A 23,335-nucleotide genomic window follows, 5' to 3' on the forward strand; every position below is an offset into this window, starting at 1 on the left:
GTGAAGGCTATGGGAATTAACGAAATCATCATGTACATCATGATGTTCTTTATGCTGATTGCCGCCGTGGACAGGATCCTGTCGCAGTTCGGTGGTTCAGCGCGTTTCCTCGGTAAGTTTGGTAAGAGCATCGAGGGATCGGGCGGTCAGTTTGAAGAAGGTTTTATGGCGATGGGTGCGCTGGGTCTGGCGATGGTCGGTATGACCGCGCTGGCGCCGGTGCTGGCGCATGTGCTCGGGCCGGTGATTATTCCGCTGTATGAAATGCTGGGCGCGAACCCGTCGATGTTTGCCGGAACGCTGCTGGCGTGTGATATGGGCGGCTTCTTCCTGGCAAAAGAACTGGCGGGCGGCGACGTTGCGGCGTGGCTGTACTCTGGCCTGATCCTCGGGGCAATGATGGGGCCGACGCTGGTCTTCTCCATTCCGGTTGCGCTGGGGATTATTGAACCGTCTGACCGTCGTTATCTGGCGCTGGGCGTACTGGCCGGTATCGTGACTATTCCGGTTGGCTGTATTGCGGGCGGTCTGGTGGCGATGTATTCCGGGGTTGAAATCAACGGGCAACCGGTGGAATTCACCTTCGCGCTGATCCTGATGAACATGATCCCGGTGCTGATCGTTGCGGTACTGGTGGCGCTGGGGCTGAAATTTATCCCGGAAAAAATGATCAACGGCTTCCAGATCTTCGCCAAGTTCCTGGTGGCACTGATCACTATCGGCCTTGCAGCGGCAGTGATTAAGTTCCTGCTTGGCTGGGAGCTGATCCCAGGTCTCGACCCTATCTTTATGGCGGCGGGTGACAAACCGGGCGAAGTGATGCGCGCCATCGAAGTTATCGGTTCTATCTCCTGTGTACTGCTCGGGGCTTATCCGATGGTACTGCTGCTGACCCGCTGGTTTGAAAAACCGCTGATGCGCGTCGGTAATTTGCTGAAAATTAACAACATAGCCGCTGCTGGTATGGTGGCAACGCTGGCGAACAACATCCCGATGTTCGGCATGATGAAAAATATGGATACCCGCGGCAAAGTGATCAACTGCGCGTTTGCTGTCTCTGCAGCCTTCGCCTTGGGTGACCACTTAGGTTTCGCCGCCGCTAACATGAACGCCATGATCTTCCCGATGATTGTCGGCAAGCTGATCGGCGGTGTGACAGCGATTGGCGTAGCGATGCTGTTGGTACCGAAAGACGAAGACGTTCCGGCAGCCATTGAAGCTGAAACCAAAGTGGAGGCGCAATCGTGAAGACTCGCCAGCTACTGAGCGTCGGTATCGATATCGGCACCACCACCACTCAAGTGATCTTTTCCCGCCTTGAACTGGTTAACCGTGCGGCAGTGTCGCAGGTGCCGCGCTACGAATTCATCAAACGCGAAATTAGCTGGCAAAGCCCGGTCTTCTTTACTCCTGTCGATAAGCAGGGCGGGTTGAAAGAGGCCGAACTTAAAGCGCTGATCCTGGCCCAGTATCAGGCTGCGGGCATTGCGCCGGAAACGGTTGATTCCGGTGCGATCATCATCACCGGGGAAAGTGCGAAAACCCGCAACGCCCGTCCGGCGGTGATGACGCTCTCACAGTCGCTGGGTGACTTCGTGGTGGCCAGCGCCGGTCCACATCTGGAATCAGTGATTGCCGGTCATGGCGCGGGCGCGCAAACCCTGTCTGAGCAGCGATTGTGCAGTGTGCTGAATATCGATATCGGTGGTGGTACCTCGAACTACGTGCTGTTTGATGCCGGAAAAGTCAGCGGCTCTGCCTGCCTGAACGTTGGTGGGCGACTGCTGGAAACTGACAGTCAGGGGCGCGTGGTCCATGCGCACCAGCCTGGGCAAATGATCGTCGACGAGGTTTTTGGCGCCGGTACCGATGCCCGTTCGCTTAATGCCGCACAGCTGATTCAGGTCGCGCGGCGTATGGCGAATCTGATCGTGGAAGTGATTGATGGCACGCTGTCTGCACTGGCGCAGGCGTTGATGCAAACCGGTTTACTGCCAGCGGGCGTGAAGCCGGATGTGATTACGCTTTCCGGGGGAGTGGGCGAATGCTACCGCAACCAGCCTGCCGATCCGTTCTGTTTTGCTGACATTGGACCGCTGCTGGCGACGGCGTTGCATGAGCATCCGCGTCTGCGCGAGATGAACGTGCAGTTCCCGGCGCAAACCGTGCGCGCCACGGTGATTGGCGCCGGGGCGCATACGCTGTCGCTTTCGGGCAGCACCATCTGGCTGGAAGGCGTGGCGCTCCCGCTGCGCAACCTGCCGGTGGCGATTCCGGTCGATGAGGCTGATTTGGTGGCGGCCTGGCAGCAGGCGCTGATGCAACTCGACCTTGACCCGAAAACAGACGCCTATGTGCTGGCACTGCCCGGGTCGCTGCCGGTGCGTTACGCCGCGTTGCTAACGGTCATCGACGCGCTGCTGGCCTTTGTCGCACGCTATCCGAATCCGCATCCCCTGCTGGTGGTAGCCGAGCAGGATTTTGGTAAAGCCCTGGGCATGTTGTTACGCCCACAGTTACAGCAACACCCGCTGGCGGTCATCGATGAGGTGATTGTCCGGGCGGGGGACTATATCGACATTGGTACGCCTCTTTTTGGCGGATCGGTTGTGCCGGTGACGGTGAAATCACTCGCATTTCCTTCCTGAGGGAACGACTTATGAAACTAAAGACCACATTGTTCGGCAATGTTTATCAGTTTAAGGATGTAAAAGAGGTGCTGGCAAAAGCCAACGAACTGCGTTCGGGGGATGTGCTGGCAGGTGTCGCCGCAACAAGCTCACAGGAGCGCGTGGCGGCCAAACAGGTGTTGTCGGAAATGACGGTAGCGGATATCCGCAACAACCCGGTGATTTCCTATGAAGAGGACTGCGTTACACGTCTGATTCAGGATGACGTCAACGAAACGGCCTATAACCGCATCAAAAACTGGAGCATCAGTGAGCTGCGCGAGTACGTGTTGAGTGATGAAACCTCTGTCGATGACATTGCGTTTATGCGCAAAGGGTTAACGTCAGAAGTGGTCGCAGGCGTTGCTAAGATCTGCTCCAACGCGGATCTCATCTACGGCGGCAAAAAAATGCCGGTGATCAAAAAAGCCAACACCACCATTGGTTTACCGGGCACCTTTAGCTGCCGTTTGCAGCCGAACGATACCCGTGACGACGTGCAGAGTATTGCCGCTCAAATCTACGAAGGACTTTCCTTCGGTGCCGGCGATGCGGTGATTGGCGTTAACCCGGTAACGGATGACGTGGACAACTTAAGCCGCGTTCTCGATACCGTGTATGGCGTAATCGACAAATTCAATATTCCTACCCAGGGCTGCGTGCTGGCACACGTCACCACTCAGATCGAAGCGATTCGTCGCGGCGCGCCGGGTGGGCTGATTTTCCAGAGTATCTGCGGCAGCGAGAAGGGCTTGAAAGAGTTTGGTGTTGAGCTGGCGATGCTGGATGAGGCGCGTGCAGTGGGTGCTGAATTCAACCGTATTGCCGGGGAAAACTGCCTGTACTTTGAAACCGGGCAGGGTTCTGCGCTTTCTGCTGGCGCTAACTTTGGTGCCGATCAGGTGACGATGGAAGCGCGTAACTACGGGCTGGCACGCCACTACGATCCGTTCCTGGTGAATACCGTGGTGGGCTTTATCGGGCCGGAGTATCTCTACAACGACCGCCAGATTATTCGCGCCGGTTTAGAAGATCACTTCATGGGCAAGCTGAGCGGCATTTCGATGGGCTGTGACTGCTGTTACACCAACCATGCCGATGCTGACCAGAACCTCAACGAAAACCTGATGATTCTGCTCGCCACCGCTGGCTGCAACTACATCATGGGCATGCCGCTCGGTGACGACATCATGCTCAACTATCAGACCACCGCTTTCCACGACACCGCGACCGTGCGCCAACTGCTGAACCTGCGCCCGTCACCGGAGTTTGAACGCTGGCTGGAAACTATGGGCATTATGGCAAACGGTCGCCTGACCAAACGGGCGGGCGATCCGTCACTGTTCTTCTGATGATGCGGGGATGACACACGATGGATCAAAAACAGATTGAAGAAATTGTACGCAGCGTCATGGCGTCAATGGGAGAGTCACAGCCGCAGGCTCAAGCGCCGTCACCAGAAGTGAAATGCAGCACCACACAATGTGCCGCACCAACGGGTGAAAGCTGTGCGATGGACTTAGGTTCAGCCGAAGCAAAAGCGTGGATTGGTGTTGAAAACCCGCACCGCGCAGAAGTGCTGACAGAACTGCGCCGCAGCACCGCTGCGCGTGTATGTACCGGTCGTGCGGGTCCGCGTCCACGTACTCAGGCGCTGCTGCGCTTCCTGGCTGACCATTCACGTTCGAAAGATACGGTATTGAAAGAAGTGCCGGAAGAGTGGGTGAAAGCGCAAGGCTTACTGGAAGTGCGCTCGGAAATCAGTGACAAAAACCTGTATCTGACGCGCCCGGACCTGGGTCGTCGTCTGAGTGCAGAGGCGATTGAAGCACTGAAATCTCAGTGTGTGGCTAACCCGGATGTGCAGGTGATCGTCTCTGATGGCCTGTCTACCGACGCCATCACCGCCAACTACGAAGAAATCCTGCCGCCGCTATTGTCAGGCTTAAAGCAGGCCGGGCTGAAGGTCGGCACGCCGTTCTTTGTTCGCTATGGTCGGGTGAAAATCGAAGATCAGATTGGCGAGCTGCTCGGCGCGAAAGCGGTGATTCTGCTGGTGGGTGAGCGTCCGGGCCTGGGACAGTCGGAAAGTCTCTCCTGCTATGCCGTTTACTCACCGCGTGTGGCGACCACCGTTGAGGCTGACCGTACCTGTATTTCTAACATTCACCAGGGCGGTACGCCACCAGTTGAAGCGGCGGCGGTAATCGTGGATTTGGCCAAACGTATGCTGGAGCAAAAAGCGTCCGGCATCAACATGACCCGTTAAGGAGGCATCATGCCAGCATTAGATTTGATCAGACCTTCAGTCACCGCGATGCGCGTGATTGCCTCCGTTAACGCGGAGTTTGCACGTGAACTTAAATTACCGCCACATATACGTAGCCTCGGACTCATCACGGCAGACTCTGATGACGTGGCGTATATTGCCGCTGACGAAGCGACAAAACAGGCGATGGTAGAAGTGGTATATGGTCGCTCACTGTATGCGGGAGCCGCGCATGGACCGTCACCGACAGCCGGTGAAGTGATGATCATGCTGGGTGGTCCTAACCCGGCGGAAGTTCGAGCGGGCCTGGATGCAATGGTCGCTAACATTGAAAGTGGTGCAGCGTTCCAGTGGGCGAATGATGCAGAAAACACCGCGTTCCTGGCGCATGTGGTCTCGCGTACCGGTTCGTATCTTTCAGCCACGGCGGGATGCGCGCTTGGCGATCCGATGGCCTATCTGGTGGCGCCGCCGCTGGAAGCGACATTTGGTATTGATGCTGCGCTGAAATCTGCCGATGTACAACTGGTGACCTACGTTCCGCCGCCGTCAGAAACCAACTACTCAGCGGCATTTTTGACCGGTAGTCAGGCTGCCTGTAAAGCTGCCTGTAACGCCTTTGCTGATGCCGTTCTGGATATTGCCCGTAATCCTGTCCAGCGCGCGTAAGAGAGGTTGTGATGATCAATGCACTGGGATTACTGGAAGTGGAAGGCATGGTGGCTGCTGTAGATGCGGCGGATGCCATGCTGAAAGCCGCGAACGTGCGTCTGCTCAGTCACCAGGTGCTCGATCCTGGCAGGCTGACGCTAGTGGTGGAAGGCGATTTAGCCGCGTGTCGTGCAGCGCTGGATGCCGGTTGCGCTGCAGCACAGCGTACAGGACGTGTTGTCAGCCGCAAGGAGATAGGGCGACCGGATGATGACACCCAGTGGCTGATCGGCGGTTTTACGCGCCAGCCGAAGAAACCAGAGCAGAAGCCAGAAGTGAAATCAGACGTTAAATCAGAGAAGACACAGGAAGCGTCTGTGTCATCTGAATCCTCTGATGAATTGCTGGCGCTGTTAACATCGGTCCGTCAGGGAATGACGGCAGGGGAAGTGGCCGCGCACTTTGGCTGGTCACTTGATAAAGCCAGAAATGCGCTGGAACAGCTCTTTTCTGCCGGAGCGTTGCGTAAACGCAGTAGTCGCTATCGCTTAAAAAATTAACCTGTCGGAGGGCCGGGGGCTTCAATGAAGCTTCCGGCTTTAAAAGTCATGAAAAAGAAACGTACTGCAAACCTGCACCATCTTTATCATGAAGCATTACCCGAAGACGTTAAACTTACGCCGAAAGTGGAAGTGGACAACGTTCATCAGCGGCGAACGACGGATGTGTATGAGCACGCGCTGACCATTACTGCCTGGCAGCAGATCTACGACCAACTGCATCCTGGTAAATTTCATGGCGAGTTCACGGAAATCCTGCTTGATGATATTCAGGTGTTCCGTGAATACACCGGTCTGGCACTGCGCCAGTCCTGTCTGGTCTGGCCAAATTCATTCTGGTTTGGCATTCCGGCTACACGCGGTGAGCAGGGGTTTATTGGTACCCAATGCCTGGGCAGCGCGGAAATTGCCACCCGTCCGGGCGGGACGGAGTTTGAACTGAGTACGCCGGATGACTACACCATTCTTGGCGTCGTTATCTCCGAAGAGGCGATTGCCCGTCAGGCTAACTTCTTGCATAACCCGGAAAGGGTGCTGCATATGCTGCGCAACCAGTCGGCGCTGGAAGTGAAAGAACAACATAAAGCGGCGCTGTGGGGATTTGTGCAACAGGCGCTGGCAACGTTCAGCGAGAATCCTGAGAATCTTCGTCAGCCTGCGGTGCGCAAAGTGTTAGGGGATAACCTGCTGCTGGCGATGGGCACCATGCTGGAAGAAGCGCAGCCGATCATGACCGCCGAGAGTATTAGCCATCAGAGTTACCGTCGGCTGCTGTCGCGTGCGCGCGAATATGTGCTGGAAAACATGTCGGAACCGCTGACCGTGCTCGACCTGTGCAATCAACTGCATGTCAGTCGCCGGACGTTGCAAAACGCTTTTCATGCCATTCTGGGGATTGGCCCGAACGCGTGGCTTAAACGGATCCGCCTGAATGCGGTGCGTAGAGAGTTGATTAGCCCGTGGTCACAAAGTACCACGGTAAAAGACGCCGCCATGCAGTGGGGGTTTTGGCATTTAGGGCAGTTTGCCACCGATTATCAGCAACTGTTTGCCGAGAAACCGTCGTTGACGCTGCATCAACGTATGCGCCAGTGGGCGTGATGATATGAATCTTGTGCCGTGCCGGATGCGACGCTAACGCGTCTTCTCCGGCCTGGGGATTTATACCCAGTCGCGTACCTGTATAAAGTCGCTAAGGGCAGCTTCCGGGCTGTTCACTTCCGGCTGCCAGTCGTACTCCCAGCGCACCAGCGGCGGCATCGACATTAAAATGGATTCCGTACGCCCGCCGGTCTGCAGACCAAACAGCGTGCCGCGATCCCACACCAGGTTGAACTCCACGTAGCGCCCACGACGATAAAGCTGGAAGTTGCGCTCGCGCTCACCCCACACCATCGCTTTGCGCCGCTCAACAATAGGTAAATACGCGTTGGCATAGCCTGCGCCAACCGCCTGCATAAAGTCGAAACAGTGATCAAAGTCTGGGGTATTTAAATCGTCGAAGAACAGTCCGCCGATACCGCGCTGTTCGTTACGGTGCTTGAGAAAAAAGTAGTCATCGCACCACTTTTTATAGCGTGGGTAAACATCGTCGCCAAACGGCTGGCACAGTTCAAGCGCTGTGCGGTGCCAGTGAACGGCGTCTTCTTCAAAACCGTAATAGGGCGTTAAATCAAAGCCACCGCCAAACCACCACACCGGATCGGCACCCGGTTTTTCGGCGATAAAAAACCGCACATTGGCATGGCTGGTGGGAATATACGGATTGAGCGGATGCACCACCAGTGATACGCCCATTGCTTCAAAACTGCGACCGGCCAGTTCCGGCCGATGTGCTGTCGCCGATGCTGGCATTGCGTCGCCATGGACATGGGAAAAATTCACGCCCGCTTGTTCAAAAATACCGCCGTTACGCAGCACCCGGCTACGCCCGCCGCCGCCCGCTTCGCGCTGCCAGCTATCTTCAACAAACTCAGCGCCGTCAACGTTGGATAACTGCTGGCAAATATCATCCTGCAGGCTGAGCAGGAACTGTTTTACGCGTTGGGCATCAGGCTTCATGATTAGCGTTTCTTCGAATGGGCTTTTTGGTTATCAAACCAGTGGAAATAGCTGATAACGCCGTTGGCGATGGCGGTGGCAATTTTCTGACGAAATGCCGTCGTGCCTAGCAGACGCTCTTCTTCCGGATTGGTAATAAACGAGGTCTCAACCAGCACTGAAGGAATGGACGGAGATTTTAGCACCACGAAGGCGGCCTGTTCCGTGCTGCGGCTGTGCAGACGGTGTACCGGTTTGATCTTCTTCAGAATGTGCGAACCTAAGGTCAGGCTGTTTTTAATGGTGTCGGTTTGGACCAGATCGAACAGCACCTGCTGCAATAAATGATCTTTGGCGGTGGCTTTTTTCCCGGCGACTTCATCGGCACGGTTTTCACGATCGGACAGATACTTCGCCATGGCGCTACTGGCGCCGCGGTTAGACAAAGCAAAGACCGACGCGCCTGCCGCGCTGGGATTGGTAAAACCGTCGGCGTGGATCGACATAAACAGATCGGCACCGTGCTTGTGGGCGATTTCGACGCGGTCGTACAACGGAATAAAGGTATCGCCGGAACGAGTCAGTCGCGCATCGATCCCTTGGCTACGCAGGATGGAACGCACGTTTTTGGCAATCGCCAGCACCACGTGTTTTTCCTTCGAACCGTTGCGACCAATTGCGCCAGTATCGATCCCTCCATGACCTGGATCGAGTACCACAACGCGCTTCGCGCCAGATTTTTTCGCTTTCGGTTTGCTGTGTCCATTGCTGGTCTTTAGCGCTTCTTCTTTAGCGATGGCTTGCGACATACCTGACAACGTCAGGGCAGCCAGCCCGGCTTTCAGCACCTGGCGGCGCGATGTGAGAGTTTTTAGTGGTTTAAAAGTGCTCATACGGCCTGAGTTGTAATAAATAAGTTCCAGATGTTATATCGTATCGCGTAGTCCGTTGCGACGGATCGGGATAATAATTGTTTTATTTTTCATTTCAATACGTGACAGTTCCATATTATGCCATTTTTTCCGCCGCTTCGCGTCAGATATTGGCTAAATCAGTTGTTCGCGCCATAATCACTATTTTTAGGGCTAAAAAAGGTCTCAATACCATGGAGATACGCGTATTTCGCCAGGAAGATTTCGAAGAGGTCGTCACCCTCTGGGAGCGCTGCGACCTGCTGCGTCCATGGAACGATCCGGAAATGGACATTGAGCGCAAAGTGAATCACGACGTCAGCTTATTCCTGGTTGCTGAGGTGAACGGTGAGGTGGTTGGCACGGTGATGGGCGGTTACGACGGTCATCGTGGGTCAGCGTACTATCTCGGAGTACACCCTGAGTTTCGCGGTCGCGGTATTGCTAATGCGTTGCTCAATCGGCTGGAAAAAAAGCTCATTGCCCGCGGCTGCCCGAAGATTCAAATCATGGTACGTGACGATAACGACGTCGTGCTGGGCATGTATGAACGTCTGGGATATGAACATGCTGACGTACTCAATCTGGGTAAGCGCTTGATCGAAGATGAAGAGTACTGAGTTTCATTCCGCCGACTATGACGCTCATGGTCGTTTACGCCTGCCTGTCTTGTTTTGGTGCCTACTGCTACTTCAGGCGCGTACTTGGGTGTTGTTTGTGATTGCGGGATCTTCGCGCGAGCAGGGCAACACCTTACTGAATTTGTTTTACCCCGATCATGATGCGTTCTGGCTAGGGTTACTTCCCGGCGTTCCGGCGGTGCTGGCGTTTTTGCTTAGCGGCAGGCGTTTTGCCTTTCCTGGGTTATGGCGCTGGCTGCGCGGATTACTGATCCTCGCTCAACTGGTGTTGCTCTGCTGGCAGCCTGTCTTGTGGCTGGGCGGCGATCCTGTTAATGGCGTCGGGCTGGCGCTGCTGGTGGCAGACGCTGTCGCACTGATCTGGCTACTGACGAACCCGCGTTTACGTGCCTGTTTTTCCATCGAAAAAGAATAACGGCACTTTTTTATGAAGTCGGACTCCAAGCAACGTAAATTAATTAAGAAAGGATGTGAGATGAAATCGCTGCGTTTGATGTTATGCGCGATGCCGCTGGTGCTGACCGGCTGCTCGACGCTCTCGTCGGTGAACTGGTCCGCCGCAAATCCGTGGAACTGGTTTGGTTCTTCGACGGAAGTTACCGAGCAGGGTGTGGGACAACTCACCGCTGCGACGCCGCTGGATGAGAAAGCCATTGCCGATGCACTGGACGGGGATTATCGCCTGCGCAGCGGGATGAAGACCGATAATGGCAATGTGGTGCGTTTTTTTGAAGCGATGAAAGATGACAAGCTGGCGATGGTTATCAATGGCGATCGGGGAACCATCAGTCGTATTGATGTGCTGGACAGCGAGATTTCGTCAGCATCCGGTGCAGAAATCGGTACACCGTTTAGCGAGCTTTACACCAAAGCGTTCGGTAATTGCCAGAAAGCAACCGGCGATGACAGCACGGGTGTTGAGTGTAAAGCTGAAGGAAGTCAACATATTAGCTATATTTTTTCCGGCGAGTGGAGCGGGCCTGAAGGCATAATGCCGTCTGACGATACGTTGAAAGACTGGAAAGTGAGCAAAATTATCTGGCGGCGTTAATTTGCGTCTGAACAAATCGACGGACTAAAAAAACAGGTAGAATAACGCCCATCAATGCCACGATGTCGTGGCATCTTTTATTCAGGAGGAACAATGTCTCAGGTTCAGAGTGGCATTTTGCCAGAACATTGCCGTGCGGCGATTTGGATTGAAGCCAATGTTAAGGGCGACGTTGAGGCTTTGCGTGCGGCCAGCAAAACCTTTGCGGATAAACTGGCGACCTTTGAAGCGAAATTCCCGGATGCGCACCTTGGCGCGGTCGTTGCTTTCGGCAACAACACCTGGCGCACACTGAGCGGCGGCGTGGGCGCTGAAGAGCTGAAAGACTTTATTCCTTACGGTAAAGGTCTGGCACCGGCGACCCAGTATGACGTGCTGATCCATATTCTTTCCCTGCGTCATGACGTGAATTTCTCCGTTGCGCAGGCGGCGATGGAAGCCTTTGGCGACTGCATCGAAGTGAAAGAAGAGATCCACGGTTTCCGTTGGGTTGAAGAGCGCGATCTCAGCGGCTTTGTTGACGGTACGGAAAACCCGGCAGGCGAAGAAACTCGTCGTGAAGTTGCGGTTATTAAAGATGGCGTGGATGCCGGCGGCAGTTATGTGTTCGTGCAGCGTTGGGAACACAACCTGAAGCAACTGAACCGCATGAGCATTCATGACCAGGAAATGATGTTTGGTCGTACTAAAGAAGCCAACGAAGAGATCGACGGCGACGACCGCCCGGCCACCTCTCACCTGAGCCGTGTGGATCTCAAAGAAGACGGGAAAGGGCTGAAAATTGTGCGCCAGAGCCTGCCGTATGGCACCGCCAGCGGTACGCACGGCCTCTATTTCTGCGCTTATTGCGCCCGACTGCACAACATTGAACAGCAACTGCTGAGCATGTTTGGTGATACCGACGGTAAGCGTGACGCCATGCTGCGTTTCACCAAGCCGGTGACCGGCGGCTATTACTTTGCTCCGTCTCTGGATCGATTAATGGCGCTGTGATGGCGAGTTGCCGGATGGCGGAGTAAACGCTTTATCCGGCCTATATGCTGATTCACAATCCTATCCCCGCACCGTCGGGGATTTTTTTTGCCTGAGATAAACCTGATTTAGTGAGCTATTCCTCAGCACTGATTTGTTATTGCTGTATCTTCTGCGTGAATGAAGCGGATGCTTCATATTCAAAAGGAGAATATTGAAATGGGAAAACTCACGGGCAAAACAGCATTAATTACGGGCGCATCTCAGGGCATTGGCGAAGGGATCGCCAGAACGTTTGCCCGCCATGGCGCGAACCTAATATTGCTGGATATCTCCGATGAGATTGAAAAACTGGCAGATGAGCTGAGTGGACGCGGTCACCGTTGCACGGCAGTTCATGCGGACGTCAGAGATTTTGCTTCTGTCACGGCGGCGGTAAAACGCGCGAAACAGGTTGAAGGCAAAATCGATATTCTGGTCAATAATGCGGGCGTGTGTCGCCTCGGCAGCTTCCTTGATATGAGCGATGAAGATCGCGACTTCCATATTGATATCAATATAAAAGGTGTCTGGAACGTGACGAAAGCCGTTCTGCCAGAGATGATTGCTCGTAAAGACGGACGCATTGTGATGATGTCATCCGTAACCGGCGATATGGTGGCCGATCCGGGTGAAACGGCTTATGCGCTGTCGAAAGCAGCAATTATCGGCTTAACCAAATCACTGGCGGTGGAATACGCGCAGTCTGGTATTCGCGTTAATGCCATTTGCCCTGGCTACGTCCGTACACCAATGGCAGAAAATATTGCGCGTCAGTCTAACCCGGACGATCCAGAATCGGTGTTAACTGAAATGGCGAAAGCGATTCCGATGCGCCGTTTAGCCTGCCCGCTTGAAGTCGGTGAACTGGCGGCGTTCCTGGCGTGTGATGAATCCAGCTATTTAACCGGCACGCAAAACGTAATTGATGGCGGCAGCACCCTGCCAGAAAGCGTTAGCGTCGGCGTCTGATTGATGCCTGTCTCCTCCCCGTGCAATGGGGAGGAGGTACCTCTTATTCTCTTTTCAACTTTCAAATCATCAAACGGTATATAAAACCGTTACTCCTTTTACTCCCGTTATAAATATGATGACCATAAGAAAGTCATTAAATTTATAAGGGTGCGCAATGGCCGTTAACTTACTGAAAAAAAGAACCCTGACGCTGGCGGCGCTGCTGCTGGTTGGTCAGGCGCAGGCAACGGAACTGCTGAACAGTTCCTATGATGTGTCTCGCGAGCTGTTTGCCGCCCTTAACCCGTCGTTTGAACAGCAATGGGCAAAGGATAACGGCGGTGACAAGCTGACGATTAAACAATCTCATGCCGGGTCATCAAAACAGGCGCTGGCGATTCTGCAAGGGCTGAAAGCCGACGTTGTGACCTATAACCAGGTTACCGATGTGCAGATCCTGCATGACAAAGGCAAACTGATCCCCGCCGACTGGCAAAGCCGTTTGCCGAATAACAGCTCGCCGTTCTATTCCACAATGGGCTTCCTGGTACGCAAAGGGAACCCGAAGAATATTCACGACTGGAATGACCTCGTGCGTTCAGACGTCAAACTGATTTTCCCGAACCCGAAAACCTCCGGTAACGCGCGCTATACCTATCTGGCGGCGTGGGGCGCAGCGGATAAAGCTGACGGTGGCGATAAAGCCAAAACCGAACAGTTCATGACCCAGTTCCTGAAAAACGTCGAAGTGTTTGATACTGGCGGTCGTGGTGCCACTACCACCTTTGCAGAGCGCGGTCTGGGCGATGTGCTGATCAGCTTCGAGTCAGAAGTTAACAACATTCGTAAACAGTATGAAGCGCAGGGTTTTGAAGTGGTTATCCCGAAAACCAATATCCTCGCCGAGTTCCCGGTGGCCTGGGTAGATAAAAACGTGCAGGCCAACGGTACCGAGAAAGCAGCAAAAGCGTACCTGAACTGGCTGTACAGTCCGCAGGCGCAGACCATCATCACGGATTACTACTATCGCGTGAATAATCCGCAGGTGATGGACAAGCTGAAAGATAAATTCCCGCAGACTGAGTTGTTCCGTGTGGAAGACCAGTTTGGCGCGTGGCCTGAAGTGATGAAAACGCACTTTGTCAGCGGCGGCGAGCTGGACAAACTGTTGGCGGCGGGGCGTAAGTAAATGTTTGCTGTTTCCTCCCGACGCGTGCTGCCCGGTTTTACCTTAAGCCTGGGCACCAGCTTACTGTTTGTTTGCCTGATATTGCTGCTGCCGCTCAGTGCGCTGGTGATGCAACTGGCGCAAATGAGCTGGGCACAATACTGGGAAGTGATCACCAATCCGCAGGTGGTGGCAGCCTATAAGGTGACGCTGCTGTCCGCGTTTGTGGCATCAATTTTTAACGGTGTGTTTGGCCTGCTGATGGCGTGGATCTTAACCCGTTATCGCTTTCCTGGTCGTACGCTGCTGGATGCGTTAATGGACCTGCCGTTTGCACTGCCCACGGCGGTGGCGGGCTTGACTCTGGCATCGCTGTTTTCGGTGAACGGTTTTTACGGCGAGTGGCTAGCGAAGCTTGATATTAAGGTGACCTACACATGGCTCGGTATTGCGGTAGCTATGGCGTTCACCAGCATTCCGTTCGTGGTACGCACCGTACAACCGGTGCTGGAAGAGTTAGGCCCGGAGTATGAAGAGGCCGCAGAAACGTTGGGTGCTACGCGGTTACAGAGCTTTCGTAAAGTGGTGCTGCCGGAATTATCTCCAGCGCTGGTTGCGGGTATCGCGCTCTCCTTCACCCGCAGTCTGGGGGAGTTTGGCGCCGTTATTTTCATCGCCGGGAACATTGCGTGGAAAACGGAAGTCACCTCGCTGATGATTTTTGTCCGCTTGCAGGAGTTTGACTACCCGGCCGCCAGCGCGATTGCGTCGGTGATCCTCGGGGCATCGCTGTTGCTGCTGTTTTCGATTAACACCCTGCAAAGTCGCTTTGGTCGACGCGTGGTAGGTCACTGATGGCAGAGATTACCCAATTGAAACGCTATGGCGCGCCCCGCATCAACTGGGGGAAATGGTTTCTGATTGGCACGGGTATGCTGGTATCCGCGTTTATTTTGCTGGTGCCGATGATTTACATTTTCGTGCAGGCGTTCAGCAAGGGATTAATGCCAGTACTACAGAACCTGGCCGACCCGGACATGCTGCACGCCATCTGGCTGACGGTGCTGATCGCGCTGATTGCCGTGCCAGTGAATCTGGTGTTTGGCGTGCTGCTGGCGTGGCTGGTGACCCGTTTTAATTTCCCAGGTCGTCAGTTATTGCTGACGTTGCTGGATATCCCGTTTGCTGTCTCTCCGGTGGTTGCCGGTCTGGTGTATCTGCTGTTTTACGGCTCCAACGGCCCGCTCGGCGGCTGGCTGGATGAGCACAACCTGCAGATTATGTTCGCCTGGCCGGGAATGGTGCTGGTCACTGTTTTCGTCACCTGTCCGTTTGTGGTGCGCGAACTGGTGCCGGTTATGTTAAGCCAGGGTAGCAATGAAGACGAAGCGGCTGTTCTGCTTGGCGCATCCGGCTGGCAGATGTTCCGCCGCGTGACGCTGCCGAATATTCGCTGGGCGCTGCTGTACGGCGTGGTGTTGACCAATGCCCGCGCGATTGGCGAGTTCGGTGCGGTGTCGGTGGTATCCGGCTCGATTCGCGGCGAAACGCTGTCGCTGCCGTTACAGATTGAATTACTGGAGCAGGACTACAACACCGTCGGCTCCTTTACCGCTGCGGCCTTATTAACGCTGATGGCGATTGTTACCCTGTTTTTGAAGAGCATGTTGCAATGGCGTCTGGAGAACCAGGAAAAACGCGCGCAACAGGAGGAAAATCATGAGCATTGAGATTGCCAATATTAAGAAGTCTTTTGGTCGCACCCAGGTGCTGAACGATATCTCGCTGGATATTCCTTCGGGTCAGATGGTCGCACTGCTGGGGCCATCCGGCTCGGGTAAAACGACTCTGTTGCGCATTATTGCCGGGCTGGAGCATCAGTCCAGCGGGCATATCCGTTTTCACGGTACGGACGTCAGTCGTCTGCACGCGCGCGACCGTAAGGTGGGGTTCGTATTTCAACACTACGCGCTGTTTCGTCATATGACCGTTTTCGACAATATCGCTTTTGGCCTGACGGTTCTGCCACGTCGCGAACGTCCAAATACCGCCGCCATCAAAGCAAAAGTCACCAAGTTGCTGGAAATGGTGCAGCTGGCTCACCTGGCAGATCGCTTCCCGGCGCAGCTTTCCGGTGGGCAAAAACAGCGTGTGGCGCTGGCGCGTGCGCTGGCGGTGGAGCCGCAGATCCTGCTGCTCGACGAACCATTTGGCGCGCTTGACGCCCAGGTGCGTAAAGAACTGCGTCGCTGGTTGCGCCAACTGCACGAAGAGCTGAAATTCACCAGCGTGTTTGTTACCCACGATCAGGAAGAGGCGACGGAAGTGGCGGATCGCGTGGTGGTGATGAGCCAGGGCCATATCGAGCAGGCCGATGCGCCGGATCAGGTATGGCGCGAACCGGCAACCCGCTTTGTGCTGGAGTTTATGGGTGAAGTTAACCGTCTGCAGGGCACGGTTCGCGGCGGTCAGTTCCACGTAGGCGCACATCGCTGGCCGCTGGGGTATACGCCCGCGTATCAGGGACCGGTCGATCTGTTCCTGCGTCCGTGGGAAGTGGACGTGAGCCGCCGTACCAGCCTCGATTCACCGCTGCCGGTTCAGGTGCTGGAAGCCAGCCCGAAAGGTCACTACACCCAATTAGTTGTGCAGCCGCTGGGGTGGTATAACGAGCCGCTGACAGTGGTCATGCAGGGCGACAATCCCCCAAGTCGCGGTGAGCGCCTGTTTGTTGGGCTGCAAAATGCGCGTCTGTATAACGGCGAACAGCGCATTGAAACGCGCGAAGCGGAGCTTGCTCTGGCACAATCCGCCTGATAGGTTAATTCGTATGTTTATCGCCCGGTGGCGCGACGCTTACCGGGCTTTTTTACGAGCAGAAAACGTGAACACATTAGAACAAACAATAGGCAATACGCCTCTGGTCAAACTGCAACGTCTGACGCCGGATAACGGCAGTGAAATTTGGGTCAAACTGGAAGGGAATAATCCTGCGGGGTCAGTGAAAGATCGGGCCGCGCTGTCGATGATTGTCGAAGCAGAAAAGCGTGGAGAAATTAAGCCTGGTGATGTGCTGATCGAAGCGACCAGCGGCAACACCGGGATTGCGCTGGCGATGATTGCCGCGCTAAAGGGCTATCGCATGAAGCTGTTAATGCCGGATAACATGAGTCAGGAGCGCCGCGCCGCGATGCGTGCTTATGGTGCCGAACTGATTCTGGTGACTAAAGAGCAGGGCATGGAAGGGGCGCGTGATTTAGCCCTTGAGATGGCTCAGCGCGGTGAGGGTACGCTGCTCGATCAGTTTAACAATCCTGATAATCCGTATGCGCATTACACCACGACCGGACCGGAAATCTGGCAACAGACGTCAGGACGTATCACCCATTTTGTCTCCAGCATGGGGACCACCGGCACCATTACTGGCGTGTCGCGTTTTCTGCGTGAGCAGGAAAAAACGGTAACTATTGTGGGCCTGCAGCCGGAAGAAGGCAGCAGTATTCCGGGTATTCGCCGCTGGCCTGCAGAGTATATGCCGGGGATTTTTAACGCTTCGCTGGTCGATGAGGTGCTGGATATTCATCAGGATGACGCCGAGAAAACAATGCGTGAGCTGGCGGTTCGCGAGGGTATTTTCTGCGGCGTGAGTTCCGGCGGCGCGGTGGCGGGGGCCATTCGGATTGCTGAACAAACCCCGGGTTCAGTGGTGGTGGCGATCATCTGCGATCGCGGCGATCGCTATCTCTCGACGGGTGTCTTTGGTGAAGAGCATTTCAACCAGGGGGCTGGGATTTAAAGTCGGTGGGCCTGTAGGCGCTGACAAGCGCAGCGCCATCAGGTATCTCTGTACATTATCCGCCGTGTTTCTCGACCAGTAGATCAAGGAACTGCCACAGTTTCTCATTCATCTGCTGGTAATCCCACGCACGCATCTCTTCAACAGAGCGAATAAAGCGCTTTCCTTCAGCTTCAGCAAGTTCTTGCTCAGAGTGTTGGATCAGCCCTTCTATCGCCTCGGCGGTAAACTCCATGTGGCACTGAAAACCATAGACAAAATTACCGTATTGCACAATTTGTCGCGGACATCCCTCGCTTGCTGCAAGAACCGTAGCCTGATCGGTTAATCCCGGCATATCGTTATGCCAGTGTCCGACCACCAGCGGCGAACCAAAGTGAGCGATCAGCGGATGTGTTTTACCTGCATCGGTTAGGGTGATGGGGTAGTGACCAATCTCTTTTTCCGGGCTTTGGCATACCTTCGCGCCCAGCGCCTCGCCAATCAGCTGTGAACCCAGGCAGATACCGACCACAATTTTACGTGCCGCAATCGCCTGGTTGATCAGATGCTGCTCGGCCTGAGAGTCAAAATATGGGCACTCTGCCAGCGTGGTACGCGGTGACTGCGGGCCACCAAACACCACCAGCATATCAAAGCCATCCGCATTGGCGGGGACAGATTCTCCAGCATATACGTGCGACCAGGTGACGGTATAGCCACGCTGTTCGGCCCACGGCAGATATGCGCCAGCAGATTCAAAAGACTCATGAATAACAAAATGAACTCGCACGTTTTTTCTCCTGTTAGCGCTTCAGCGCCTGATGAATATCAGCCGCCAGCCTGGTAATGTCGTTGTCCTCTAACATTGACAGCGTAATGCGCAGGCCGTGTGACGGCGCATCGATGCCAAATACTTCGCCTTCACGTACCAGCCAGCCGACCTTCGCCAGCGCAAAAGCGAGTGGCTGGCTGTGGGTTTCCAGCGGTAGCCACAGATTCAAACCATCGCCTGCGGCAAGCGTAATGTCGTGCTGTCGGAGGGCATAGGTCAGTTTTTGTTGCTGTGTGGCATAAAATTGCTGAGTCTGCGCCAGTGTGTGTTGATAAGCCTCGTCATTCAGACAGGCGCAGGCTAAATCCTGTAGCAGATGGCTGACCCACTGGCTGCCGGAGTTGAGCCGCAGACGCAGTCTCGCAGAAGTGTCTGGATCGCTGGCGACGATAGCAAGGCGCAAGTCCGGGCCTAATGTTTTCGACATCGAACGGACAATGGCCCAGTGCTTTGTTTGTGCAGCAATCACCGGATGCCACTGGGAAGCAGACAGCAGGGCAAAGTGATCGTCGATAATCACCAGCGTTTGCGGGTAGTGGGCCAGGATTTCCTGCAACCGGGCGGCACGGGCAGCGCTCAGGCTACAGCCTGTTGGATTGTGCGCGCGCGGAGTGAGGATCACCGCCCGCGCCCCTTTTTGTAGCGCGAGTTCCAGCATGTCTGGCTGCATGCCTTCGATATCCACACTAACCGGGGTTGCTGAGAACCCGGCATAACGCAACATATTAATGCTGCTTAAAAAACAGGGATCTTCGACGGCGACGCTATCGCCCGGCAGCAAATGGGCGCACAGTAGTCGTTCGATGGCATCAATGGCGCCACTGGTAATATCAATTTCACCTGCGCCGGGCAGGGCATCCTGCATCCATTGCGTCGCCCACGCTTTAAGTCCAGGTGAGACTGCGGCGTCGCCATACAAGCGTGGATTCTTATTTATCTTCGCGAAATAACGCCTCAGATCGGGCAGTCGGTGAGGCGCAGGGTTGCCGCCGGAAAGGTCGGTTAGGGGAGTATCCGGGCTACTGCCTTCGAGCGCGATGGGTGAGGGCACGCCTTTGATAACCGTGCCGTTACGCCCCTGACTCAGCGCCAGTCCGGTGGTGACCAGCCGTTTATATGCCGCCGCGACAGTATTGCGGTTAACGTTTAATGCCGTTGCCAGCTCCCTGACCGGCGGCAGTGTGTCCCCCGGTACTAGCGTACCTGTAGCGACATGTTGACGAATACTGTCAAAAATTTCGTTAGCGGTTTTTCCGTCGATCATTATTGACCTATGACAAAATGAATTTTAGCATATGACGATAATAGTGAGGCGTCAGCCCGCTGTCCAGCGAGAGGAGAGGTTTATGGAGCAGGAGAGTGAAATACAGTCAGTGCTCTTCGACGACAAGCATCGGGCGTTGCAAACCGATATCGTCGCCGTCCAGTCACAGGTGGTGTATGGCAGCGTAGGCAACAGCATTGCCGTACCGGCCATTAAAGCGCATGGGTTACGGGTGACGGCGGTACCGACGGTGCTGTTCAGTAACACCCCGCATTATGAGACTTTTTACGGCGGGATTATCCCTGGCGACTGGTTTAACGGTTACCTCACCGCCTTACATGAACGCGATGCTTTGCGTGAGCTAAAGGCGGTAACCACCGGCTATATGGGGAGCGCGGAGCAGATAGAACTGCTTGCGCAGTGGCTGGAAACTGTTCGCGCCACGCATCCGGAACTGTGTATTCTGGTCGATCCGGTGATTGGCGATACCGACAGCGGGATGTACGTGAAGGCTGAAATCCCGGAGGCGTATCGCAAGCACCTGCTCCCGCTGGCGCAGGGAGTGACACCGAACGTGTTTGAACTACAAATGCTGAGCGGGAAACCGTGTCGCACGCTTGATGAGGCGATTCTGGCTGCTAAATCACTGCTCACTGATACGCTAAAATGGGTGGTGATTACCAGCGCGCCGGGGGATGCCGAGGAGGTTATCAACGTGGCGGTAGTGACGGCACAGACGGTGGAAGTGTTAGCTCATCCACGAGTGAAAACGGATCTCAAGGGAACGGGCGATCTGTTTTGTGCCGAGCTGGTGAGCGGTATTGTGTCAGGGAAACCCCTTACTACCGCCACGCATGATGCCGCACAGCGCGTACTGGAAGTGATGATGTGGACGCACCAGTGCGGTTGTGATGAATTAATTCTGCCACCGGCAGGGGAGGCGCGATGAAGAGTTATCGGCTGGTGGTTCGCCAGCATGGAAGGATGGTAGGGCATTTTGATACCAGCGGTACTGAAGCGCTGGAGGATATCTGCGTGGCGCGCGCCATGTTTAGCATTGCCGGCGGGTATGACTGTGAGCTGCTGGTGGCGGATTCAGAAAGACGGATGCTGGAAAGCGGGCCAGAAGGGATGAAAATCCTGATGCGCGAAGCGTGTTATCGTCCGGTGACTGCACACATTTAATGCCGGATAAAGTGTATAAAAAAATGGCGCCATCAGGCGCCATTCTTCTCTGCGGCAAGAATTACTTCTTGATGCGGATAACCGGGGTTTCACCCACGGTCACGCTACCGGACAGTTTGATCAGTTCTTTGATTTCGTCCATGTTGGAGATAACAACCGGAGTCAGGGTAGACTTGGCTTTTTCTTCCAGCAGCGGCAGATCGAATTCAATAACCGGGTCGCCCACTTTAACGCGTTGACCTTCTTCAGCGATACGCTTGAAGCCTTCGCCTTTCAGTTCAACGGTATCAATACCGAAGTGAACGAACAGCTCAATGCCGCTATCAGATTCGATAGAGAACGCATGGTTGGTTTCAAAGATTTTGCCGATGGTGCCGTCTACAGGGGCAACCATTTTGTTACCGGTTGGTTTAATAGCGATGCCATCACCAACGATTTTTTCAGCAAAAACTACATCCGGCACGTCTTCGATGTTGACGATCTCGCCAGAGAGCGGAGCTATAATCTCAATAGTTCCGGTGTCTTTCTTATCATCAGAAACCAGAGATTTCAGTTTATCGAACAAACCCATGATCTTCTCCTAAGCAGTAAATTGGGCCGCATCTCGTGGATTAGCAGATTGTTTTTTCTTCAATGAACTTGTTAACCAGCGTCATTAACTCGTCCGTTGTCGGTTGAGCAAGAGCCTGCTCTGCTAACACCTTCGCATCTTCGAAGTTCGTGTTACGGATAATCTTCTTAATGCGCGGGATAGAAATGGCGCTCATAGAGAATTCGTCCAGACCCATCCCCAGCAACAGAAGTGTAGCACGTTCGTCGCCTGCAAGCTCACCACACATGCCGGTCCATTTGCCTTCGGCATGAGAAGCATCAATAACTTGCTTAATCAGCGTCAGAACAGATGGTGACATCGGTTGGTAAAGGTGGGAAATCATATCATTACCACGGTCAACTGCCAGGGTGTACTGCGTTAAATCATTGGTGCCGATACTAAAAAAGTCGACTTCTTTGGCTAAATGACGCGCAATGGTTGCCGCAGCCGGTGTTTCCACCATCACGCCAATCTCAATGGTTTCGTCAAATGCTTTACCTTCGTCGCGCAGTTCCTGTTTGTAGATTTCGATCTCTTTGCGCAGTGCGCGTACTTCTTCAACAGAGATAATCATCGGGAACATGATGCGCAGTTTGCCGAAAGCAGAGGCACGCAGGATGGCGCGAACCTGGTCACGCAGGATCTCTTTACGATCCAGCGCGATACGAATAGCACGCCAGCCCAGGAACGGGTTCTCTTCTTTCGGGAAGTTCATGTACGGCAGTTCTTTATCGCCGCCGATGTCCATGGTACGGACAATGACCGCCTGCGAGCCACAGGCTTCAGCAACGGCTTTATACGCAGCAAACTGTTCTTCTTCAGTTGGTAGCGATTCACGGTCCATGAACAGGAATTCAGTACGATACAGACCAACGCCTTCAGCGCCATTACGCTCAGCGCCTTCAACGTCACGAACGGTACCGATGTTGGCGCAAACTTCGACCTGATGACCGTCCAGCGTGATGGCTGGCAGATCTTTCAGCTTAGCGAGTTCCGCTTTCTCGGTGGCAACTTGTTCCTGAACGGCACGCAGTTGCTCAATAACGTCGTTGGTTGGATTGACGTAAACCAGATTGTTTACGGCATCCAGAATCAGATAGTCGTCGTTTTTCACCTGAGAGGTGACGCTACCGGTACCCACGATGGCAGGCAGCTCCAGAGAACGCGCCATGATTGAGGTGTGGGAGGTACGTCCGCCCGCGTCAGTGATGAAACCCAGCACCTTATTCAGGTTCAGCTGTGCGGTTTCTGACGGCGTCAGATCGGCGGCAACCAGGATGACTTCATCCTGAATAGCGCTCAGATCGATAATTGCCAGACCCAGGATGTTACGCAGCAGGCGTTTACCGATGTCACGTACGTCAGCCGCACGTTCTTTCAGGTATTCATCATCCAGCTCTTCCAGAGCGGTGGCCTGACCTTCGATAATTTCATGCGCAGCTGCATCAGCCGTCATGTGCTTATCTTTAATCAGGGCTATGATTTCCTGCTCCAGCTCCTCATCTTCGAGCAGCATGATATGCCCTTCAAAGATGGCTTCTTTTTCTTCACCGAATGTTTCACCAGCTTTGGTTTTGATCGCTTCCAGTTGCGCAGATGCCTTGGCACGACCGCTCAGAAAACGTTCAACTTCCTGATCAACCTTGTCGGCAGAAATTTTTTTCCGGTCAATGACGATTTCGTCTTCTTTCAGCAGCAGTGCCTTGCCGAAAGCGATACCCGGGGATGCTAAAATGCCTGAAATCATAACCCTACCTTA

General features: G+C 54.4%; 25 protein-coding genes. 19 read left to right on the top strand and 6 right to left on the bottom strand.

Annotation, left to right across the window (positions count from 1 at the left end; genetic code table 11):
- The first annotated feature begins 9 nt into the window (after positions 1-9).
- From eutH to eutR, 7 genes are read left to right on the top strand one after another with little or no spacing between them, the layout of a single operon-like run.
- A complete protein-coding gene (gene eutH, locus E4Z61_RS23530; RefSeq protein ID WP_135324809.1) occupies positions 10-1,248 on the top strand; it encodes an ethanolamine utilization protein EutH in 1,239 nt (412 codons plus the stop codon).
- A complete protein-coding gene (gene eutA / locus E4Z61_RS23535; protein ID WP_135324810.1) occupies positions 1,245-2,648 on the top strand; it encodes an ethanolamine ammonia-lyase reactivating factor EutA in 1,404 nt (467 codons plus the stop codon). Before eutH ends, eutA begins: the two co-directional genes overlap by 4 nt.
- An 11-nt stretch (positions 2,649-2,659) precedes the next feature.
- Positions 2,660-4,021 carry an ethanolamine ammonia-lyase subunit alpha gene (gene eutB, locus E4Z61_RS23540; RefSeq protein ID WP_135324811.1) on the top strand — a complete coding sequence of 454 codons (1,362 nt, stop codon included), beginning with the start codon at positions 2,660-2,662 and terminating at the stop codon, positions 4,019-4,021.
- 20 nt (positions 4,022-4,041) lie between these two features.
- The gene (eutC, locus tag E4Z61_RS23545) at positions 4,042-4,938 is read left to right on the top strand and encodes an ethanolamine ammonia-lyase subunit EutC (protein ID WP_135324812.1); all 897 of its coding nucleotides are present in this window, start codon (positions 4,042-4,044) and stop codon (positions 4,936-4,938) included.
- A 9-nt stretch (positions 4,939-4,947) separates the two neighbouring features.
- On the top strand, positions 4,948-5,607 hold the full coding sequence (gene eutL / locus E4Z61_RS23550; protein ID WP_045445968.1) for an ethanolamine utilization microcompartment protein EutL: 660 nt from the start codon (positions 4,948-4,950) through the stop codon (positions 5,605-5,607).
- A gap of 11 nt (positions 5,608-5,618) precedes the next feature.
- Positions 5,619-6,149, top strand: coding sequence for an ethanolamine utilization microcompartment protein EutK (gene eutK, locus E4Z61_RS23555; protein ID WP_135324990.1), 531 nt, complete (start codon positions 5,619-5,621; stop codon positions 6,147-6,149).
- A 48-nt stretch (positions 6,150-6,197) separates the two neighbouring features.
- Positions 6,198-7,250, top strand: coding sequence for an HTH-type transcriptional regulator EutR (gene eutR / locus E4Z61_RS23560; protein ID WP_135324991.1), 1,053 nt, complete (start codon positions 6,198-6,200; stop codon positions 7,248-7,250).
- Between the two features lie 60 nt (positions 7,251-7,310).
- Here eutR and hemF read toward each other — a convergent pair whose 3' ends face one another.
- On the bottom strand, positions 7,311-8,210 hold the full coding sequence (gene hemF, locus E4Z61_RS23565) for an oxygen-dependent coproporphyrinogen oxidase (RefSeq protein ID WP_135324813.1): 900 nt from the start codon (positions 8,208-8,210) through the stop codon (positions 7,311-7,313).
- A 2-nt stretch (positions 8,211-8,212) separates the two neighbouring features.
- Positions 8,213-9,082 (bottom strand): N-acetylmuramoyl-L-alanine amidase AmiA, encoded by an 870-nt coding sequence (amiA, locus tag E4Z61_RS23570; RefSeq protein WP_135324814.1) that lies wholly within the window; start codon positions 9,080-9,082, stop codon positions 8,213-8,215.
- A 212-nt stretch (positions 9,083-9,294) separates the two neighbouring features.
- Here amiA and E4Z61_RS23575 point away from each other — a divergent pair, with 212 nt between their 5' ends.
- The 10 genes from E4Z61_RS23575 (at position 9,295) to cysM (ending at position 17,721) form a co-directional block, all read left to right on the top strand.
- Positions 9,295-9,720 carry a GNAT family acetyltransferase gene (locus E4Z61_RS23575; protein WP_135324815.1) on the top strand — a complete coding sequence of 142 codons (426 nt, stop codon included), beginning with the start codon at positions 9,295-9,297 and terminating at the stop codon, positions 9,718-9,720.
- Positions 9,707-10,156, top strand: coding sequence for a DUF2919 domain-containing protein (locus tag E4Z61_RS23580; protein WP_135324816.1), 450 nt, complete (start codon positions 9,707-9,709; stop codon positions 10,154-10,156). Before E4Z61_RS23575 ends, E4Z61_RS23580 begins: the two co-directional genes overlap by 14 nt.
- 60 nt (positions 10,157-10,216) lie before the next feature.
- Complete coding sequence (locus tag E4Z61_RS23585; protein WP_135324817.1) at positions 10,217-10,792, top strand: RpoE-regulated lipoprotein; 576 nt, start codon at positions 10,217-10,219, stop codon at positions 10,790-10,792.
- 93 nt (positions 10,793-10,885) lie between these two features.
- Positions 10,886-11,785, top strand: a complete 900-nt coding sequence (yfeX, locus tag E4Z61_RS23590; protein ID WP_135324818.1) for a porphyrinogen peroxidase — start codon at positions 10,886-10,888, stop codon at positions 11,783-11,785.
- Between the two features lie 198 nt (positions 11,786-11,983).
- On the top strand, positions 11,984-12,775 hold the full coding sequence (gene ucpA / locus E4Z61_RS23595; protein WP_135324819.1) for an SDR family oxidoreductase UcpA: 792 nt from the start codon (positions 11,984-11,986) through the stop codon (positions 12,773-12,775).
- Positions 12,776-12,932: 157 nt separating this feature from the next.
- Positions 12,933-13,946, top strand: a complete 1,014-nt coding sequence (cysP, locus tag E4Z61_RS23600; RefSeq protein WP_135324820.1) for a thiosulfate/sulfate ABC transporter substrate-binding protein CysP — start codon at positions 12,933-12,935, stop codon at positions 13,944-13,946.
- Positions 13,947-14,780, top strand: coding sequence for a sulfate/thiosulfate ABC transporter permease CysT (cysT, locus tag E4Z61_RS23605; protein WP_096756246.1), 834 nt, complete (start codon positions 13,947-13,949; stop codon positions 14,778-14,780).
- Positions 14,780-15,655, top strand: coding sequence for a sulfate/thiosulfate ABC transporter permease CysW (cysW, locus tag E4Z61_RS23610; protein ID WP_135324821.1), 876 nt, complete (start codon positions 14,780-14,782; stop codon positions 15,653-15,655). The genes cysT and cysW overlap by 1 nt, the downstream gene beginning before the upstream one ends.
- Complete coding sequence (gene cysA, locus E4Z61_RS23615; RefSeq protein WP_135324822.1) at positions 15,645-16,742, top strand: sulfate/thiosulfate ABC transporter ATP-binding protein CysA; 1,098 nt, start codon at positions 15,645-15,647, stop codon at positions 16,740-16,742. Before cysW ends, cysA begins: the two co-directional genes overlap by 11 nt.
- Before the next feature lie 67 nt (positions 16,743-16,809).
- Positions 16,810-17,721 (top strand): cysteine synthase CysM, encoded by a 912-nt coding sequence (cysM, locus tag E4Z61_RS23620; protein ID WP_135324823.1) that lies wholly within the window; start codon positions 16,810-16,812, stop codon positions 17,719-17,721.
- A 55-nt stretch (positions 17,722-17,776) separates the two neighbouring features.
- Here cysM and E4Z61_RS23625 read toward each other — a convergent pair whose 3' ends face one another.
- Positions 17,777-18,493, bottom strand: a complete 717-nt coding sequence (locus tag E4Z61_RS23625; RefSeq protein WP_135324824.1) for a type 1 glutamine amidotransferase — start codon at positions 18,491-18,493, stop codon at positions 17,777-17,779.
- Between the two features lie 13 nt (positions 18,494-18,506).
- Positions 18,507-19,799 carry a MocR-like B6 salvage transcription factor PtsJ gene (ptsJ, locus tag E4Z61_RS23630; protein WP_135324825.1) on the bottom strand — a complete coding sequence of 431 codons (1,293 nt, stop codon included), beginning with the start codon at positions 19,797-19,799 and terminating at the stop codon, positions 18,507-18,509.
- Between the two features lie 82 nt (positions 19,800-19,881).
- Here ptsJ and pdxK point away from each other — a divergent pair, with 82 nt between their 5' ends.
- Together pdxK and E4Z61_RS23640 are read left to right on the top strand one after the other, a co-directional pair.
- Positions 19,882-20,748: a pyridoxine/pyridoxal/pyridoxamine kinase gene (pdxK, locus tag E4Z61_RS23635; protein ID WP_135324826.1), complete on the top strand. Its 867-nt coding sequence runs from the start codon at positions 19,882-19,884 to the stop codon at positions 20,746-20,748.
- Entirely contained in the window at positions 20,745-20,984 is a 240-nt protein-coding gene (locus E4Z61_RS23640) for a cytoplasmic protein (RefSeq protein WP_135324827.1), read from the top strand. The genes pdxK and E4Z61_RS23640 overlap by 4 nt, the downstream gene beginning before the upstream one ends.
- Positions 20,985-21,045: 61 nt before the next feature.
- On the opposite strand, the gene crr is transcribed toward E4Z61_RS23640, so the two are convergent.
- Positions 21,046-21,555 carry a PTS glucose transporter subunit IIA gene (gene crr, locus E4Z61_RS23645; RefSeq protein WP_008803873.1) on the bottom strand — a complete coding sequence of 170 codons (510 nt, stop codon included), beginning with the start codon at positions 21,553-21,555 and terminating at the stop codon, positions 21,046-21,048.
- A gap of 40 nt (positions 21,556-21,595) precedes the next feature.
- Entirely contained in the window at positions 21,596-23,323 is a 1,728-nt protein-coding gene (ptsI, locus tag E4Z61_RS23650; protein WP_135324828.1) for a phosphoenolpyruvate-protein phosphotransferase PtsI, read from the bottom strand.
- Between the last annotated feature and the right edge of the window lie 12 nt (positions 23,324-23,335).

The sequence above is a fragment of the Citrobacter tructae genome (genome assembly GCF_004684345.1).
Classification (GTDB): Bacteria; Pseudomonadota; Gammaproteobacteria; order Enterobacterales; family Enterobacteriaceae; genus Citrobacter; species Citrobacter tructae.

Coding starts and splice junctions, on each gene's coding strand:
- eutH (WP_135324809.1), top strand. CDS start 10: ATGGGAATTAACGAAATCATCATGTACATCATGATGTTCTTTATGCTG.
- eutB (WP_135324811.1), top strand. CDS start 2,660: ATGAAACTAAAGACCACATTGTTCGGCAATGTTTATCAGTTTAAGGAT.
- eutC (WP_135324812.1), top strand. CDS start 4,042: ATGGATCAAAAACAGATTGAAGAAATTGTACGCAGCGTCATGGCGTCA.
- eutL (WP_045445968.1), top strand. CDS start 4,948: ATGCCAGCATTAGATTTGATCAGACCTTCAGTCACCGCGATGCGCGTG.
- eutK (WP_135324990.1), top strand. CDS start 5,619: ATGATCAATGCACTGGGATTACTGGAAGTGGAAGGCATGGTGGCTGCT.
- eutR (WP_135324991.1), top strand. CDS start 6,198: ATGAAAAAGAAACGTACTGCAAACCTGCACCATCTTTATCATGAAGCA.
- hemF (WP_135324813.1), bottom strand. CDS start 8,210: ATGAAGCCTGATGCCCAACGCGTAAAACAGTTCCTGCTCAGCCTGCAG.
- amiA (WP_135324814.1), bottom strand. CDS start 9,082: ATGAGCACTTTTAAACCACTAAAAACTCTCACATCGCGCCGCCAGGTG.
- E4Z61_RS23575 (WP_135324815.1), top strand. CDS start 9,295: ATGGAGATACGCGTATTTCGCCAGGAAGATTTCGAAGAGGTCGTCACC.
- E4Z61_RS23580 (WP_135324816.1), top strand. CDS start 9,707: ATGAAGAGTACTGAGTTTCATTCCGCCGACTATGACGCTCATGGTCGT.
- E4Z61_RS23585 (WP_135324817.1), top strand. CDS start 10,217: ATGAAATCGCTGCGTTTGATGTTATGCGCGATGCCGCTGGTGCTGACC.
- yfeX (WP_135324818.1), top strand. CDS start 10,886: ATGTCTCAGGTTCAGAGTGGCATTTTGCCAGAACATTGCCGTGCGGCG.
- ucpA (WP_135324819.1), top strand. CDS start 11,984: ATGGGAAAACTCACGGGCAAAACAGCATTAATTACGGGCGCATCTCAG.
- cysP (WP_135324820.1), top strand. CDS start 12,933: ATGGCCGTTAACTTACTGAAAAAAAGAACCCTGACGCTGGCGGCGCTG.
- cysT (WP_096756246.1), top strand. CDS start 13,947: ATGTTTGCTGTTTCCTCCCGACGCGTGCTGCCCGGTTTTACCTTAAGC.
- cysW (WP_135324821.1), top strand. CDS start 14,780: ATGGCAGAGATTACCCAATTGAAACGCTATGGCGCGCCCCGCATCAAC.
- cysA (WP_135324822.1), top strand. CDS start 15,645: ATGAGCATTGAGATTGCCAATATTAAGAAGTCTTTTGGTCGCACCCAG.
- ptsJ (WP_135324825.1), bottom strand. CDS start 19,799: ATGATCGACGGAAAAACCGCTAACGAAATTTTTGACAGTATTCGTCAA.
- pdxK (WP_135324826.1), top strand. CDS start 19,882: ATGGAGCAGGAGAGTGAAATACAGTCAGTGCTCTTCGACGACAAGCAT.
- E4Z61_RS23640 (WP_135324827.1), top strand. CDS start 20,745: ATGAAGAGTTATCGGCTGGTGGTTCGCCAGCATGGAAGGATGGTAGGG.
- crr (WP_008803873.1), bottom strand. CDS start 21,555: ATGGGTTTGTTCGATAAACTGAAATCTCTGGTTTCTGATGATAAGAAA.
- ptsI (WP_135324828.1), bottom strand. CDS start 23,323: ATGATTTCAGGCATTTTAGCATCCCCGGGTATCGCTTTCGGCAAGGCA.